At 47.8% G+C, this 17,427-nt stretch carries 14 protein-coding genes; 8 read left to right on the top strand and 6 right to left on the bottom strand.

The features are described from left to right. Window positions 1-13 precede the first annotated feature (13 nt). From AC5JBY_RS05840 to fabG, 3 genes are all read left to right on the top strand, one after another. On the top strand, window positions 14-1,528 hold the full coding sequence (locus AC5JBY_RS05840; protein WP_495903624.1) for a GH3 auxin-responsive promoter family protein: 1,515 nt from the start codon (window positions 14-16) through the stop codon (window positions 1,526-1,528). 8 nt (window positions 1,529-1,536) lie between these two features. Next, on the top strand, window positions 1,537-2,385 hold the full coding sequence (locus tag AC5JBY_RS05845; RefSeq protein ID WP_495903625.1) for a DUF3667 domain-containing protein: 849 nt from the start codon (window positions 1,537-1,539) through the stop codon (window positions 2,383-2,385). 165 nt (window positions 2,386-2,550) lie between these two features. Beyond that, complete coding sequence (gene fabG, locus AC5JBY_RS05850; RefSeq protein WP_495903626.1) at window positions 2,551-3,306, top strand: 3-oxoacyl-[acyl-carrier-protein] reductase; 756 nt, start codon at window positions 2,551-2,553, stop codon at window positions 3,304-3,306. Between the two features lie 283 nt (window positions 3,307-3,589). Here fabG and AC5JBY_RS05855 read toward each other — a convergent pair whose 3' ends face one another. From AC5JBY_RS05855 to AC5JBY_RS05865, 3 genes are read right to left on the bottom strand one after another with little or no spacing between them, the layout of a single operon-like run. Continuing rightward, window positions 3,590-4,369 carry an enoyl-CoA hydratase/isomerase family protein gene (locus AC5JBY_RS05855; protein WP_495903627.1) on the bottom strand — a complete coding sequence of 260 codons (780 nt, stop codon included), beginning with the start codon at window positions 4,367-4,369 and terminating at the stop codon, window positions 3,590-3,592. A 17-nt stretch (window positions 4,370-4,386) separates the two neighbouring features. After that, window positions 4,387-6,432: a phenylacetic acid degradation bifunctional protein PaaZ gene (gene paaZ / locus AC5JBY_RS05860; RefSeq protein WP_495903628.1), complete on the bottom strand. Its 2,046-nt coding sequence runs from the start codon at window positions 6,430-6,432 to the stop codon at window positions 4,387-4,389. An 8-nt stretch (window positions 6,433-6,440) separates the two neighbouring features. Next, window positions 6,441-6,959 (bottom strand): hypothetical protein, encoded by a 519-nt coding sequence (locus tag AC5JBY_RS05865; protein ID WP_495903629.1) that lies wholly within the window; start codon window positions 6,957-6,959, stop codon window positions 6,441-6,443. A 99-nt stretch (window positions 6,960-7,058) separates the two neighbouring features. Here AC5JBY_RS05865 and AC5JBY_RS05870 point away from each other — a divergent pair, with 99 nt between their 5' ends. Beyond that, window positions 7,059-7,529, top strand: coding sequence for a viral A-type inclusion protein (locus AC5JBY_RS05870; RefSeq protein WP_495903630.1), 471 nt, complete (start codon window positions 7,059-7,061; stop codon window positions 7,527-7,529). Between the two features lie 113 nt (window positions 7,530-7,642). Beyond that, window positions 7,643-8,632, top strand: a complete 990-nt coding sequence (locus AC5JBY_RS05875; protein ID WP_495903631.1) for a S1C family serine protease — start codon at window positions 7,643-7,645, stop codon at window positions 8,630-8,632. A gap of 151 nt (window positions 8,633-8,783) precedes the next feature. On the opposite strand, the gene AC5JBY_RS05880 is transcribed toward AC5JBY_RS05875, so the two are convergent. Then, a complete protein-coding gene (locus AC5JBY_RS05880; RefSeq protein WP_495903632.1) occupies window positions 8,784-12,530 on the bottom strand; it encodes a S8 family serine peptidase in 3,747 nt (1,248 codons plus the stop codon). A 201-nt stretch (window positions 12,531-12,731) separates the two neighbouring features. Between AC5JBY_RS05880 and AC5JBY_RS05885 the strand changes: the two genes are divergently transcribed. Continuing rightward, complete coding sequence (locus AC5JBY_RS05885) at window positions 12,732-13,076, top strand: hypothetical protein (protein ID WP_495903633.1); 345 nt, start codon at window positions 12,732-12,734, stop codon at window positions 13,074-13,076. Between the two features lie 54 nt (window positions 13,077-13,130). Here AC5JBY_RS05885 and AC5JBY_RS05890 read toward each other — a convergent pair whose 3' ends face one another. Then, window positions 13,131-13,577: a DUF8447 domain-containing protein gene (locus AC5JBY_RS05890; RefSeq protein WP_495903634.1), complete on the bottom strand. Its 447-nt coding sequence runs from the start codon at window positions 13,575-13,577 to the stop codon at window positions 13,131-13,133. A gap of 126 nt (window positions 13,578-13,703) precedes the next feature. Here AC5JBY_RS05890 and AC5JBY_RS05895 point away from each other — a divergent pair, with 126 nt between their 5' ends. Next, complete coding sequence (locus tag AC5JBY_RS05895) at window positions 13,704-15,410, top strand: alpha/beta hydrolase (RefSeq protein WP_495903635.1); 1,707 nt, start codon at window positions 13,704-13,706, stop codon at window positions 15,408-15,410. A 135-nt stretch (window positions 15,411-15,545) separates the two neighbouring features. On the opposite strand, the gene AC5JBY_RS05900 is transcribed toward AC5JBY_RS05895, so the two are convergent. After that, window positions 15,546-16,127: an adenylate kinase gene (locus tag AC5JBY_RS05900; RefSeq protein ID WP_495903636.1), complete on the bottom strand. Its 582-nt coding sequence runs from the start codon at window positions 16,125-16,127 to the stop codon at window positions 15,546-15,548. A 201-nt stretch (window positions 16,128-16,328) separates the two neighbouring features. On the opposite strand from AC5JBY_RS05900, the gene msrB reads away from it, so the two are divergent. Then, on the top strand, window positions 16,329-16,928 hold the full coding sequence (gene msrB, locus AC5JBY_RS05905; protein WP_495903637.1) for a peptide-methionine (R)-S-oxide reductase MsrB: 600 nt from the start codon (window positions 16,329-16,331) through the stop codon (window positions 16,926-16,928). Window positions 16,929-17,427: the final 499 nt, after the last annotated feature.

A 17,427-nucleotide genomic window follows, 5' to 3' on the forward strand; every position in this document is an offset into this window, starting at 1 on the left:
CTTTATTTTGCCGATGGTGAAACTATTATCGCCTGCCATATCATCCCTGGCCCGCATGAGGTTGTGGCGCATCGAAGGTTGGAAAAACAATCCGGCCGACGCGCAGCGTGAGGTATTACAGGACCTGGTTACCTCCGCACAAAACACAGAGTTTGGCCGCAAATACAACTTTTCAGAACTATTTAATATTCGCTCCTTCAAACAAACGGTGCCCATCCATGAATATGAGGACATGAAGCCCTATATCCAGCGCACCATGGAAGGAGAGCAGAATGTGATATGGAATACCCCCGTCTATTGGTTTGCCAAAAGCAGCGGCACCACCAGCGATAAAAGTAAGTTCATCCCCGTAAGCGATGAGAGCCTCGAAGATTGCCATTACAAAGCAACCAAAGATGTGCTCACCTTCTACTACCAGTTCAATCCCGAGTCGGACCTCCTTACAGGAAAAGGATTGGTCCTGGGCGGCAGTCACACCATCAACCCCCTCAACCAGGAGGCGAAGTATGGCGACCTGAGCGCGGTACTGCTACAAAACTCACCCTTCTGGGGCCATTGGTTGCGTACACCCGACCTGAGCATAGCCCTCATGGACGAATGGGAAAGCAAAATAGAAATGCTGGCCCAGAACACCATTAAAGAAAACGTGACATCGATATCCGGCGTACCCACTTGGACGCTGGTCCTCTTCCGCCGCATATTGGAGATCACCGGCAAGAAGAACATAGCCGAAGTATGGCCCCACCTTGAACTCTACATGCACGGCGGTGTATCATTTACGCCCTATAAAGAACAGTTCCAGAAACTGATAGGAAAGCCTATCCACTACCTCGAAATGTACAATGCCAGCGAAGGCTTCTTTGCGGCACAGGACATACCAGGCGAAGATGGCATGCTTCTCTTTGTAGATCATGGCATCTTTATGGAGTTCATGCCCATAGAAGAATATGGCAAACCCCATCCGCAAACCATTGGCCTTGGCGAAGTAGAACTGGGTAAAAATTACGCATTGGTCATCAGCACCAATGGCGGATTGTGGCGCTACCTCGTAGGCGATACCATCCGGTTCACCTCCCTTAGCCCATTCAGGATCAAAGTAAGCGGCAGACTCAAACATTACATCAACGCCTTTGGCGAAGAAGTCATTGTCGACAATACCGATAAAGCAGTGGCCATTGCCTGTGAACAAACAGGAGCCATCGTGAACGATTATACCGCAGCACCCGTTTACTTTAGCGATGAAGGCAACGGTGCCCACGAATGGCTGGTAGAGTTTGAAAAAGAGCCGGACAACATCGACACATTTACAGACGCCCTCGATACTGCCCTCAAAAACATCAACAGCGATTACGAAGCAAAACGCCATAAAGACATCGCCCTCCGCAAACCCTTGCTGCGTTCCCTCCAAAAAGGTATCTTTAATACATGGCTGAAAAGTAAAGGTAAATTAGGCGGACAGCACAAAGTGCCTCGCCTGAGCAATGAAAGAAAACACCTCGAAGAAATACTGGCCATAGCCGAAAACTAACAGCACACATGACCGGAACACTCACTTGCCTGAATTGCGGGAACGCATTCACAGGTAACTACTGCAATAATTGTGGCGAAAAAGTACTCCACGACCACGATAAAACCGTCGCCCATTTCCTCGAAGACGGTGTCCATTTCATTACCCATTTTGAAGGAAAGTTCTTCACCACACTGAAAACCATCTTCAGGTGGCCCGGCAAACTATCAGTTGATTATTGCAGAGGCGTCAGGCAGCCCTACTTCAAGCCCGTGTCATTTTTCCTGATGATTGTCATACTTTACCTGTTGTTTCCATGGTTCCAGGGGCTCAACATGACCTTGGGTGGACACGTAGGACAAAAGGAGACTTATGGCAACTATGCTGAGGCTAAAGTTGAACATTACCTGCAAACACACCCGGGCATCACTAAAGCGCAATTGGGAGAAAAATTTGCTAAAAAATCAGAAAAGACCTCTAAGATCCTGCTTTTCCTCGTCATCCCTTTAACAGCACTACCCCTGTGGTTATTAACCTTCAGGCGCCGAAGATATTTTTATGAACACCTTGTATTAGCTACAGAGATCAATTCATTCTTTATCCTCTTTGGGTTTCTGTTATTCCCCTTGGTTTTAATGGGCTGGGAGGCATTGGCCGGTTGGCTGAAGCTTCATAATGCATACATGGCAGATGGATGGTTAGGCGTAATTGGATACATAGTATTTGCCATTTTTAGTGCCGTGGCAATAAGAAGATTTTATCGATATAAATGGTTCTATAACCTGATTGTATTATTGGTAATGCTGTTGGCACATACGATCATCATGTATGTAGGCTATAAATTTATACTCTTCATAACCGTCTTTGCACTGCTATAACCTTTAATAAACAAGCAGCCCCACACAGAAATTGTAGAAATTAGGCGTTTTTCAATACATTCGGGCCCTAATTTATTATCGTTATGAAACGCCCAGGTAAATTTTTTGACACAAGGAAGATTTGTTAGGGCGTTCCATTTGGCTAAAAACAATAAAAAATATCAAATGAAATTACTCGAAGGAAAAGTAGCCATAGTTACAGGGGCAGCCCGCGGTATCGGCGAAGCCATTGCCCTTAAGCTGGCTGAACATGGAGCCAATATAGCCTTCACTTATGTAAGTGACAGCAGCGCAGAAAAAGCCAACACATTACAACAAAAGATAGAAGCTCTCGGCGTAAAAGCCAAAGCATACAAGAGCAACGCTGCCGACTTTGCCGCCAGCGAAACCTTTGTAAACGATGTCACAAAAGAATTTGGTACCATAGACGTTTGCGTAAACAATGCCGGTATCTCTAAAGACAACCTGCTGCTGCGCCTGAGCCCCGATCAGTGGGACGACGTGATAAACGTAAACCTCAAGAGCGTGTACAACATGACCAAACAGGTAATACGCCCCATGATGAAAGCCAAAAAAGGATCCATCATCAACATGAGCTCCATCATTGGTATACGTGGCAATGCAGGTCAAAGCAGCTATGCAGCCTCTAAAGCAGGTATCATCGGCTTCACCAAGTCGATAGCCCATGAGTTGGGTAGCCGCAACATCCGTTGCAACGCCATCGCACCAGGATTCATCGAAACAGACATGACCCACTACCTGAAAGATGGCGATGCCTCCAAAGCATTCCTGGAAAAAATACCATTAGGCCGTTTCGGCAAAGCAGAAGAAGTGGCCGACACCACCTTATTCCTCGCCTCCGACCTCAGCTCATACATCACCGGCCAGGTCATCAGCGCCTGCGGCGGCTTGAATATATAAACGAATTAAACGAATATCACTGGTCACTCGCCAGCCTCTGGCTGGTGAGGCTATTGCAGGGCCTCTGGCCCTGAATGAGATTAAACTAAAAATGGTGGGTCGCCTTCAAAAGGCGGCTCACCATTTTTAGTTTAAAACTCAATCTATATATAACGTGTCATTTCGAACCCTGCCATATGCACCTGCCTTTACAACCATTACACAGGGTGAGAAATCTGCTATCGAAATAAAAGGATCGAATCAAATACATCGCCATTATCCTCAAAATCCCTCAAATCCAGGTTCAGACTTTCCTCTTCGCCTTAAACGCCGCAATCGCATTCTTACTAAAAGCACTCAACACCAGCTTGCCACTAATGGCAGCCCGCTCGGCAAGCAGATGATCCCAATGCTCAGTCCCCTTCCACAACATATGCTTCATCTCCACCATCGCCTCCGGACTCGAATGCGCCAGCGTATGCGAAAGCCGTTCGATACTCTCATCCATTTCAGTAACACTGCTGTGTACTTCGGCATATAGACCTTTGCGCTTGGCCCAGTCGGAGCTGCGCCACATAGAAGCATCGATCGACAAATGGCTGAAAGCAGCTGTACCGATCTTACGCTCCACAGCAGGACCCACAACGAAAGGACCAATACCTACAGAAAGCTCACTCAGTTTAACGTCCGCACCCTCGATAGCAATGGTATAATCAGCCGCAGCGGCAAGGCCTACGCCACCGCCCACACACTTACCCTGTATACGCGCGATGATGAACTTGGGACATTTACGCATGGCATTGATCACATGCGCAAAGCCGCTGAAAAACTGCAGCCCTTCCTCCTTGGTAGTGATGGCAGCCAGCTCATCGAAAGAAGCGCCGGCACAAAAAGCACCGTCACCGGCAGAGCGCAGCAAGATCACCCGTGTATCACGTTCGTTGCCGGCGCCATGAATAGCATGAACAAGCTCTTCCAGAATACGGTGGGGCAGAGAGTTACTTTGCGGATGAAAAAACTCAATGGTAGTAACACCATTATGCGTTTCAGTTTTTACATGACCGTTTTTAATTTCCTGTATCATAACTGTAAAAGTTAACGTTATTGATATTTTAACTTGACCATGGTTAAGATCGTGGCGATGGCTACGGGCTCTCCGGTTTGATCAGAAACCTCTACCAGCCACTTGACAATACCCTTTTTTACATCGTCCCCTTCCTTCTTTTCCTGCACCGTCTTCTCTTTACACGTAAGCTGAACACCGATGGTGGTTCCTGCATACACAGGCTTCAGGAAGCGGCATTCCTCTAAACCATAATTCAACAATACAGGCCCCTTCTTCGCATCGACAAACAAGCCGGCAGCAGCACTCAGAATAAAATAACCATGCGCCACAGGCTTCTCGAAAATCGTTCCCTCCAGTGAAGTATGATCAGTATGCGCATAAAAATGATCCCAGCTTACATTCGCGAAGTTCACAATGTCGGCTTCCGTTACGGTACGCTTGTGCGTGATCACGGTATCACCGATAGCCAGCTCTTCAAAATATTTACGGAAAGGATGCTTTTCGTCTTCCTTCACCGCACCACCACGTTGATAAACATTCGTGATAGAAGAGATCACAGAAGGCGAACCCTGGATCGCCACCCGCTGCATATAATGCTTCACACCACGAACACCACCCATCTCTTCACCACCACCCGCACGTCCCGGACCGCCATGCACCAGCAGCGGCAGCGGCGAACCATGACCGGTACTCTCCTTCGCACACTCCTGGTTCAATACAAGGATGCGGCCATGATGAGAAGCTGCCCCCAGCACAAAGTTCCGGGCAATCGAATGATCGGCCGTTACGATAGAACAAACGAGCGAGCCCTTACCCTTTTTGGCCAGCTCGGTAGCATCCGCCATTGATTTATAAGGCATGATAGTACTCACAGGACCAAAAGCCTCCACTTCATGCACAGCAGCACTTTCAAAAGGCTTATCATTCATTAATAATAATGGACTCATAAAAGCACCCTTCTCCGCGTCCGCATCTACAACCTGCACACTATCCAGCGAGCCAAACACGATCTGCGAAGACGCCAGTAGCTTTTGCACCTGGTTCCTTACCTCCTCACGTTGCGATTGACCAGCCAGCGCGCCCATGCGTACACCTTCATTCAATGGATTACCAATAGTTGTTTGCGCCAACGCTTTGCCCACTGCCTGCCACGCAGCCTCCATTTTATTTTCCGGAACAAAAATGCGGCGGATAGCCGTACACTTTTGACCGGCCTTCGCAGTCATTTCCCTGCGCACCTCCTTCACAAAAAGATCCCATTCAGGCATATCCGGTTCCACATCCCCGCCCAGCACAATACAATTGAGCGAATCAGCTTCCATATTGAAAGGAACACTTTCCGACAATATCCTTGGGTTCGACTTCAACTTCAAACCAGTAGAAGCAGAACCGGTAAAAGTGATGACATCCTGCGAAGACACATGATCCAGCATATCGCCGGCAGAGCCACACAACAATTGCAAAGCCCCGTTAGGCAGAATACCTGAAGCAACAATTTCCTTTACTACAGCTTCAGTAAGAAAAGAAGTTACAGTAGCAGGCTTTACCACAGCAGGTACACCGGCCAGTAAGTTCACCGCGATCTTTTCCAGCATACCCCATACAGGGAAATTGAAAGCATTGATATGAATAGCGATACCTTCCCGGGGCACCAGGATATGATGGCCCATAAAAGTCCCGGCCTTGCTCAAAACTATCCCTTCCCCATCCACGCAAAAAGGTTCATCGGGAAACTGGCGGCGAAGCGAAGCATAAGAAAACAGGTTACCAATACCCCCTTCGATATCGATCCAGCTATCCGCTTTCGTAGCGCCTGTTTGATAGCTGATCCTATAAAACTTGTCGAGGTGATTACGCAGGTGAAGCGCCAGCGCGCGCAGCATGCGTCCTCGTTCATGAAAAGTGAGTTTTCGCAAAGCAGGGCCACCGGTTTTCCTTCCATAATCGAGAATGGCCCCAAAGTCAAGACCTTCAGTAGAAGCATGACCGAGCAATGAACCATGCACAGCATCGTACAGAGGTTGCCCCGTACCATCGCCGGTGATCCATCGTCCGGTTACATAATTGGCAAGTTTACTCATATAGCAGATCAATTGATATTTATAGAAGTCGATAACGTAGCGTAACCCGCTTGCGTACCACCATACCTGAAAGAGGTCCAGCCCAGCTGAATATTGATGCGATTGGACGATTTGGGCACATTAAGGCCAGCTGCAATGCCATACGCTGGCCGCACAGCCGACTTGTTCATACTATTCAACGCAAACCAGGCGGCGCCCGCACGAAGTGAGGCATACACCTGAGAAGATAGATACCCTTTAATACCAGCAAGCACAGGCAGCACAAAAGCCCTGTTCTTGCCATCTTCATACCATACCTTGTCACCGATAAAATAGGTATAACTGCCTTCAACCTCTACGGCAAAGTTCCTGGAAAAACGGTTCTCTGCACCAGCAAGCCCGCCAATACCTGCCTCATTATTGCCAATGTTCGACAGACCAAAGGCCACCTGCGCACCAAACCGGTAACTATAAGAAGATTTATTTTGCGCAGCAGACAACAGAGATAGCAACAGAAATACAAGAAAACCCACACAGCGCTTTTTCATAAATACCGGTATTTAAGGCTAAAATAATATAAACGGCCAGGAATAACCATTGTAATTTTGTTATCCTATTCCTAACAGACACATAAAAAGCAAAGAATTATGCATAAGCGTATAAAATTATTTATAGTTATTACTATCCTTTCAGCCATTGCCTGCAACGACCAGGCTACCGATACACCACGCCAAAATGCATACAGCGATAAACCTGTTTCCAAAGCCGATTCCCTTCGCAAAGAAGTGATGGATGGCCACGATGTAGGAATGGCTAAAATAATCCATATCAGGAGGTACATTGCACAGATCCAGCTAAAACTCGACAGCCTCAACAAACTGCCCGCCAAACAGCAGGATAAACAATACCAGCAGACACTCACTACAATACACGAAGCATTACAAAGTGCGGATAAAGGAATGAGCACCTGGATGGATAAATACAAAGACGATACCCTCAAAGACAATGAAACCCTGCGCATCCAATACCTCGAATCCGAAAAAGTAAAAGTCGATAAAGTAAAGAACGAAATACTCGAAAGCCTCTCCCGCGCCGACTCACTGTTAAAGCCGCGTTAACACCCAATCCGTCAGGCCGCTCTGCTAACTGCCAAAAGCTAAAAGCTAACACCTTGCTTTCCCGCCACCCTGACAGGAAATACAATTGGCCATAAGTTTGACCTGCAACATGTATGGAAAACACAACACCAGTACAACTGGTGCAGCATACCGATGCAGCACTGCTTGACACCTATTCTAAAACGATTACAGGCGTAGTAAATACCGTTGCTGAAGCCGTAGTACATATACAAGTCACCAAAAAAATGATCGATCGCCAAACCCGGCAGGAGCGACTCACGCCCGGCAGTGGATCAGGATTCATCATTTCGTCCGATGGCTTCATCGTTACCAACCACCACGTCATAGAAAATGCCACCAGCATAAAAGCCTCCCTGGCCGACGGCCGGCTGGTAAATGCAGAACTCAAAGGAGCAGACCCTTCTACCGACATCGCCGTATTGAAGATTTATGAAACCAACCTGAAAGCATTGACCTTTGCCGATTCCGGCCAGTTGCAGCCCGGACAGATTGCCATCGCAATAGGCAACCCATTAGGATTACAACACACGGTCACCGCAGGAGTAGTAAGTGCTTTGGGACGAACATTGCGGGCCACCAATGGTAGGCTGATCGATGACATCATTCAAACCGACGCCTCCCTCAACCCGGGCAACTCAGGTGGGCCATTGGTGAACTCATTAGGGCAGGTGATTGGCGTTAACACCGCCATGATACCAACGGCACATGGAATATGCTTTGCCGTATCCTCCAACCTGGCAGCATATGTAGCAGGCAAGCTGATCATCCATGGCACGGTAAAACGAGCCTGGTTGGGTATAGCCGGACAGTCGGTTAATCTCACGGAGCGCATGCGGGCAGCGAATAGGCTCACAAATAAAACAGGCGTATATATATTTGAGATAGTGGCCGATGGTCCGGTATACAACAATGAGCTGCGTACCGGCGACATCATAGTAGGCTTTGGAGAAAAGGCAGTAACATCAGTCGATGACCTGCACCAGCAACTCAACGACAGTGTCATCGGGCAACGCACGCCGTTACACGTACTCCGCGGCGGCCACAAAATCATCCTCACCGTCATCCCCGGTCAAATGAAATAATAAAATATAGTACAAATAAAAAAATGGGCCGTCTTCCAAAGACGGCCCATTTTTTAGAAACTCTGTCTGCGAAGCTTATGAATTGCCCGGCCCTAAAGGGCCGGGGTAAAAATCTAATTCAATCTTTGGGCTTTAGCCCAATACACCTGGCCTACCGCACAATCAACTTCTTCAAATAACTCTTATTATCATGCTGTATCTGCAGCAGATAAACACCACTGGCCAGCTTACCAGCATTCACAGGTTGATTATACCTTCCGATAAAGCCTGGCGTACGATCGGTATAAACCTTCTGCCCAATAGCATTCACAATAGAAATATTCAGATCAGACTTCTTGCTCACAGTAAAGTCGAGCGTAAACTGACCATTATTGGGGTTAGGCATCACCTTCAGGCTGATCTCGGATGGATCGATATTGGGAATACCAGTTACACCATAAGTGATCTCATTAGACGATGATTGACAACCCAAAGGAGAATTAATAACCGTTTTGTAAGCACCATTTTGAGTAGCCTGGTAAGTTTGACCATTGGCGCCATTGATAGGAGCATTGTTCAGGTACCACTGATTGCCGGAAGCAACACTGCTGGTAAAAGTATTACCATTCAAAGTGATCGTGGGAGCTGTATTCGTGCTGGCTACCACAGAAGTTCTGGTGCTGGCACAACCGTTCAGCTTGATGCTCATATCATAGAACCAGTAATAAAACCGCTGGTAGTAATTAGCATCACTGGGGTCAGAGTTGCTGTTGCCGGTGATGGAGAAGATATTAGGAATGCTAAATGGATAAGGACTACCCGTTACACCATTATTCCTGTAGATCGAAGCACCATCGAGCGGACGGCAGATGATAATATGGTCACCGGGATCAGTCACCGCAAAGTTGAGCGCGAAAACAGCACCCGGGTCATCGGTACCATTCGTCGTTGGATATACATTCAGCGTCTTGCTGGCAATAGGGAAGTAAGTATAACTGGTTCCCGTAACAGTGCCCAGATTAGCTAAAATGAACTCGATCCTGCCGGCCGCACCAATATACAACCTGGCCGATTCGATAGTAACAGGCACCTGGTTATTGAACTTTATGTAGAAATTCTGGAGCGTTGAATAACCACCTGCGCCAAGCGTTGATTTATTAGCAGGGCCTACCTTGCCATTCGCCAGGTCATTACGACCCACATAATAAGTCTTATTAGCTGTAATGACTGTAGAGGTCGTAGTAGCTCCGCTTGCAATAGGAGTAGTAGCGGTAGCAGTTTCATACCACAAAATGATGTCCGAACCCGGATTTGTAGCCTGTAAAATCACGGAAGTACCACACACCTCTGCTTGCGCAGTAGGTCCTGCAGCCTGTGTATTCACCACAAAATTGGTCGTCTGCTCATCATTCGCAGCATTCTGATCGCCAACAAGAGCAGCCTTCACGTTAACAGTATATGTTTTACCAGCTACAGCTGCAAAAGGAGTCTGGAAAGTATATTCAACTTCACCCGATGCGGCAACCGAAGGAACATAAGTGCCACTCAATGTAGCCACTGTAGTAGCGCCATCCTTCACAGTACCCGATAGAACGATATTCGCCTTGGCAGTGGTGCTTAAGTTTTTGAACCGGATAGTCACATACTGACTGCCGGAGGCACAGCCCGAGCCCTGCGGAGAAACGATATCGACGATACCTACATCATTCGATGGGTTGGCAAAACGGATACGGTAATCCTGCGTTTCACCCTTATTGCCGGCATAGCAGGCCGTTACATCAGCAGCATTTGAAGTCTCCACTACCGCAACACGCAGAACAGCATAATTGCCTGGCGACACGCCGGCAGGAATGGTTACGTTCGTAGTATAAGGACCATCGCCATTGATAACAGCACTGGTGGTCAGCAATTCACCGGCATCATTGAAGTCGCCATCATTATTCAGATCCATCCAGGCCTTCACAACCTTATTGGTAGTACCGCCAACACAGCTGGCCAGTTTTACATACAAAGGCACAGTACTATTGGGCTCAACAGCACCGGTGATAGAAGTGAAGTTGGTATAAGTGATACAGCCAGCTACGTTTTGCTTTTGTATACCACCAAAAGAAACACTGTCCACGCGGGCGCCGGAATTAGCGCCGGAAGCAGGGGCACAATAAGCCGTGCCGCCTACGCCACTCACGATCAGTGAATAAGCCTGCGAACCATTAGTTAGCGTACCCTTATGAGAGATCGTTATCGTATAAGAAACACCAGGAACGACATCGGCAATCTCTACCTTCTCAACATTGTCCCGGGTATTATCGCCGGTAGTAGCTGCTGCGTCAGGAACAGAAGGATCGAGGATCCAGGGCATATAAGTAGTAGCACCCTTGGTGATCCTGATATCGAGATCATTGATCAGCTTACGTGTATCGAGATCCACCTGAGCAGCATGAACAGCCCCCTTGGGGTCGGTCCAAACAAGCGTGGCAGTGAGTGCGCCCTTGCCGGAAGCAACCACATTGATTGTTTTGGTGGCGCCACCATTCAGAACATCCTCTACAATCTGATATTCAGTGCCGCCATTGGCGCCGGTGATCACGTTGGCAGCCTTCGCCACATTCAACACACCCCAGCCAAAAATATAATCAGGTCCGGCGGATGTTCCTGCCTCGTCAGCAGTATGAATGGCCAGTGCCTTCAAGGTGGCAGAACGCATATAAGTACTCGGATGCAAGCGCGAATAATATTCCTGGAGCAGGATCAGTGAACCTGCCGCAGCGGGCGAAGCCATAGATGTACCACTGAATATGCCATAAGAATTATCACTGGAACCGGTAGAAGACAACAACTCAACACCATCAGCCACGATATCCGGCTTGATACGGCCATCATCCGTAGGCCCCCAACTGCTGAAGTCGGAGATCGTTACACCCTGCGCGCTACTATAGCCCGATGTCAGCGGATCGATAGCACCTACCGTCAGGATATTCTTGGCTGTGCCCGACATGGGGATGATATCATACCCATCATTATTACTGATACCAGCGGGGCGGGCACCTGCATCTGTCATCGTACCCGAAGAATTATACCGCCAGTAATTGGCCCCTACAGCAGGTCCGTTTTGATTACGGTTATTACCGGCCGATTTAACGATTAAGTGATAAGGAGCATTAAAAGCGATCTCGTCGAATGTCTGCGCCTCCGTATCATAAAAACCGAACTTATAATCTTCTGTAGCATTAAATTGACCCCTGAATTCCCAACGGTTACTCTGCGAGGTATTTTGGTACCAGCCGGAAATAGAACCATAAGAGTGATTCGAGATCAGCATGCCGCCGGTCGACTCCGTCAACATCTCAGAAAGATTGCTATTGAAGTCATACACCACCAGGTCCTGGAACCCGAAAGCCATACCCTTGGCCAGTGGATTTACACCCGCGGCGATCAGGGTACCCGATACGTGCGTGGTGTGATCACTGATGGCCACAGAACCATTCTCCTTATTATTGATACGGCCAGTCAACTCCACATGCGTAGGCCTGGCCCGGCCACCATCCCAAACACCCAGCTTGCCCCGCACACTGGCCGAAGAGCCCGAAAGATTAAGTCCGGTAGCGCCGCCCGGCCACAACTTGTTAGTCCCGGTAGTGGCAGCAGCCACGATATTGTTGTACGTAGTAGTATAAATAGGATAACCCTGATCATCGACATTGGTCAAGGCTGCCAGCCCACCATTTTTAGTGTGAAGCACCAAAGGCCAGTTCTTCTCCTTAGCCAGCTTTTGCAAAGTGGTAGCCAACACCTTTTCCTTGGCAGCCTGTTCAGTAGCGGCACGACGAAGCTCATCCGACTTCGTTACAGTTTGACCATACGTAGCGGCACAAAGACCTGACAATAAAACACAAAGGGGTACAATTTTCTGCTTAGGCATAAAGTTTTTTGCGGTTAATTAAAAAACGATATTTTAGAAATTACGGTTGCTAAAAGCACCTTAAATTTAGTCATAAACCTTCCGAAAATGCGAAAAAAGCTTGTAAAACCACTGTTATTCTTACCACTTATCATACTCCTCAGTTCATATACGGGAATTTTCTGCAAAAAGGAGGGAATAAAGGGCAAAATTTACCGGGTAATGGGTAACCAGATGCCCGCCCCCGGCGAACCGTCCACCCAGCCACAACCGTTCCAAACCACCCTCTATATCTACGAGTTGACTAACATCAGCCAGGTAAAACGAGCCGCCGAAGGATCATTTTATACCGCCATCAACACAAAACTGGTAAAAGAAGTAAAGGCCGACAGAAAGGGGAACTTTAAAGTAAAACTACCCCCGGGCCAATACTCCCTCTTTGTCAAAAAAGACGACCTGTACTACGCCAATATTTTTGATGACAAAAACAACATCGCCCCCGTTGCAGTAGAAAAAGGCAAATACACCACCATCGAAGTAAAAGCCGACTACGGCGCAGTATATTAAACAAAAAAGCCCCCCATTGCTGGAAGGCTTTCAATTTATCAAACACCTGAATCATTACCACTTGTTACCACGGCCACGGTCATCATCCCGGCGGCCATAATCATTATCATTGTTCCTGTCACGGCCCCATTTGTCATCCCGGTCATAAGGATCAAAACCAGTCTTTCTTACAGCCACACTACCATAACGATTCACATTCAGGTTCACCAGTTGATCAGGAGCAACCATCACAAAACTGTTATAGATCATGGTAGTCTTCATCGCTCCGAATAAACCCCTGCGCTCCATGCGGTAGATCTCAACGCGGTGATTACCCGGCTTGATACTGTTCAACACAAATTCATTGCGATCCACGTTATATCGTTGGCCATCGATTTTCACAAAGATGGTAGATGGGCTATTGCTCGTCACTGAGATCTTTCCCTTCTTCGGACGATCAGCAGCAAATGAAGCAACACTAAGACTAATCATGATCGCGGCGAGTGTAAAAATCTTTTTCATAACTTGTTTCCTCCGTTTTGTTTTATACAGTAATAGATCACAAACAAGCCCCCGCGTTTACAAAAGCATTGTTAAAGCCACATTCCCCTTTTTATCAGTATCTTTTAGTAGCCAAAACCAACAAACATGAGATACATCTTACTCTTTTTACTATTCATAACTCATCATGTCTTAGCACAACAACCAGTACTCATAACATACGCTGCTAAATACGGCAACCAGCCATTAGATGGTCGCTTGTTGTTACTCCTCTCCAACAACAACCGCGCAGAGCCACGCATGCAGATAGTAGATGGGCCACAAACACAATTGGCATTTGGCATCGATGTAGAGAATTGGAAAACCGGCGAATCGAAAACAATAACAGCTACAGCATTTGGATATCCCATACAAAGCCTGGCACAAGTACCTCCCGGCGAATACTACGTACAGGCATTACTCCACAAGTATGAAACCTTTCACCGCAAAGATGGGCATGTAGTAAAGCTGCCGATGGATCGCGGCGAAGGACAACAATGGAACCAGGCTCCCGGCAACCTGTATTCAAAACCAGTTAAAATAAGAGTAGACCCACGACTGAAAAATATCATACGCATAGAGCTCACCGAAGCAATACCACCAATCAAAGAACCGGAAGACACCAAATACATTAAGCACATCAAAATACAAAGCAAACTACTCACCGAGTTTTGGGGTCGGCCCATGTACCTGGGTGCACATATATTATTACCCGAAGGATGGGACACACATCCGGAAGTAAAATATCCGCTGGCGATCTTCCATGGACATTTCCCGGCCAACTTCAGCGGCTTCCGTACGATGCCGCCCGATACAGCCCTTAAACCCGATTACATAGAACGCTTTAAACTGACAGGCTACAATAAGATTGTACAACAAGAGGCCTACAACTTTTACAAACAGTGGACAGGCCCCAACTTCCCACGCGTTATAGCCATCGAAATACAACACGCCAATCCATATTACGACGACTCCTACGCAGTCAACAGCGCCAACATCGGCCCCTATGGCGATGCCATCACCTATGAACTGATACCCGAAATAGAAAAACGATTCAGAGGCATCGGGCAGGGATGGGCCCGCTTCATGTATGGCGGTAGCACAGGAGGATGGGAAGTACTGGCTGCACAAGTATTTTATCCCGACGAGTACAACGGCTGCTATGCCGCTTGCCCCGACCCCATCGACTTCAGGGCATACACGGTGGTCGACCTCTACAAAGACAAGAACGCCTACTACCTCGAAAGCGATTACAAAAAAACACCACGCCCCGGTATGCGCAATTACCTAGGCCACGTTAGCACCACCCTGCAGGAGATGAACTACAGAGAGCTCACCCTCGGCTCCAAAACCCGCAGCGGACAACAGTTCGATATCTGGGAAGCAGTCTATTCACCCGTAGGAGCAGATGGATATCCAAAACCAATTTGGAACAAACGCACAGGCGCCATCGACAGCTCGGTGGCAGCTTATTGGAAAGAACACTTCGATCTTTCATACATCATGAAAAGAGACTGGGCAAAAATTGGCAACAAACTAAAAGGGAAAGTACACATCTATTGCGGCGACATGGACAACTACTACCTCAACAACGCGGTGTACCTCACCGAAGATATGCTCAAAGCACTTGACAATCCAACCTATGATGGAGAAGTAGACTACGGCGATCGCGCCGAACACTGCTGGAACGGCGATCACACCCAACCCAACTACATATCACGTCTGCGCTACCACTCGATGTTCATCACAAAATGGGCAGAAGAAATGAAAAAACGTGCCCCTGCCAACGCAGACCTGAATAGCTGGAGATACTAAAAAGAGACATTGTCAGAGTTTATCCCGCTTAGCGGGACTGAGCTTGTCGAAGCCTTAAAAACAGAGACCTGACAGGTTTTGCCCCGTGAAGCGGGACGAACCTGTCAGGTCTTTAAAATGTAAACCCGGAATATATTACACCAACTGGCGGGCTTCAATTTGCCTGCACAGAGAATGGAAGATCTCGTCGATGCTGCCCACGCCCTTTACATACACAACCTTACCGGCTTGCGCATAATAACCAGCAACAGGAGCAGTCTTGTTTTCATATTCTACCAGCCTGGCGCGGATGACATTCTCATCAGTATCATCACTGCGGCCAGAGCTTTTGCCACGGTTCAGCAGGCGGGCTACCAGCTCTTCACGGTCCACTTCCAACGCCAGCACGATGGCAATTTCAGACGCCTTGCCTGTCAGCAGGGTGTCCAGCGCTTCCGCCTGAGCTACCGTACGGGGAAAACCATCAAACAGGAAACCCTTGGCGTGAGGGTTGGCATCCAGTGCAGAACCGATCATACCGATCACAACAGCATCAGGAACCAGCTGTCCCTTGTCCATAAAACTTTTGGCTTCCAGACCCAGTTTGGTCTGATTAGCAATCTCTTCCCGCAACAAGTTGCCGGTAGAAAGATGGATCAGGCCATATTTGTCAATAAGCTTCTCGGATTGAGTTCCCTTGCCGCTGCCGGGAGGGCCAAATAAAATCAGATTGAACATGGTACTTACTTCACTTGATGAAGGAGCAAAAATAAAGGAACACCCTTAAAAATCCTTTAACAATCCCCGGTTTCTAATTAAAAAATGGTGAGGAAACACAACGATCCTTTGTAGAAAAGAAAATGTTAAGTTACACCGGCTGGCGCCTGCAGGGCAACCACAACGAACCCTTACTACGTAAATTTGTTATAAATCATACAGATGAAGCAGAAAATTCAATATATAACCGTCCTGATACTGGCCAGCCTTTTGCAGCAATGCACCTATTCCCAGTCTACCAACAACCAGAAAAAAACAGTTATGAATAACGCAAAAAAAGATAGCACCAACCCCGTTTATTCCCGTACAGATACCTCCAAGGTCAACCTGAGCGAAGAAGAATGGAAAAAAGCCCTCGATCCCGAAGTCTATTACATTGCCCGGATGAAGGGTACAGAACGCCCCGGAACCAGTGCCTTCGAACATTCTAAGGAAGTGGGTACCTATTATTGCGCAGCTTGCGGAAACGCCCTCTTCAAGAGCGACACCAAGTTCGAAAGCGGCTGCGGTTGGCCCAGCTTCTATGCCCCCATCAGCAAAACCAGCATCATCTACCTGCCCGACAATTCCCACGGAATGAGCCGTACAGAAGTAGAATGCGGCCGCTGCAAGGCCCACCTTGGTCACGTATTTGAAGACGGCCCACCCCCAACAGGGCTCCGCTATTGCATCAACGGCGTAGTACTCGACTTCGAAAAAGCCAAAGAAGCCGAAACCAAATACAACCAGGACCACAAAGACAAAACAAAGAAAAGCGAGTAATAGGCTAATACAACAACAAATAAGCAGAAGAGAGCAGCTACGGTGGAACGGGCTGCTCTTTTTCTTTATAAATATATTGTTCTGCATTCAGTCGCCAGCCTCTGGCTGGTGACGCCTATTTCAAAGCCTCTGGCTTTGTAGCGGAGCGTTAAGCTTAATACTGTGAAGTTCTCGCAACGAGTAATCCAGTCAGGCCGCTCCAGGCGGCCAGACCCAAGCCTGAACCTCTGCCCCGGATGCTTACTGGTTCCTCTCCAGCTCCCCCCAGGATGAAGACGGCTGCAGCCAAGCCAGTTCCAAGCTGGTAGCAAGCTAATAGCAAGACAATAGCAAGAGAAGGAGATTCAAACGTAGGCAGGACGTGGAAAAAGACCCGAAACAGGTTGGTCGATCCCTGCCCAAAAAAGAAGTAAAGAGGAATATAAATGCGTGTAATTCATTATATTTGAATATACGAAAAATCCTAATAAAAACCAGAAGTATGCCCGATAATTTCTCG

It is taken from the genome of Paraflavitalea sp. (assembly GCF_059502485.1).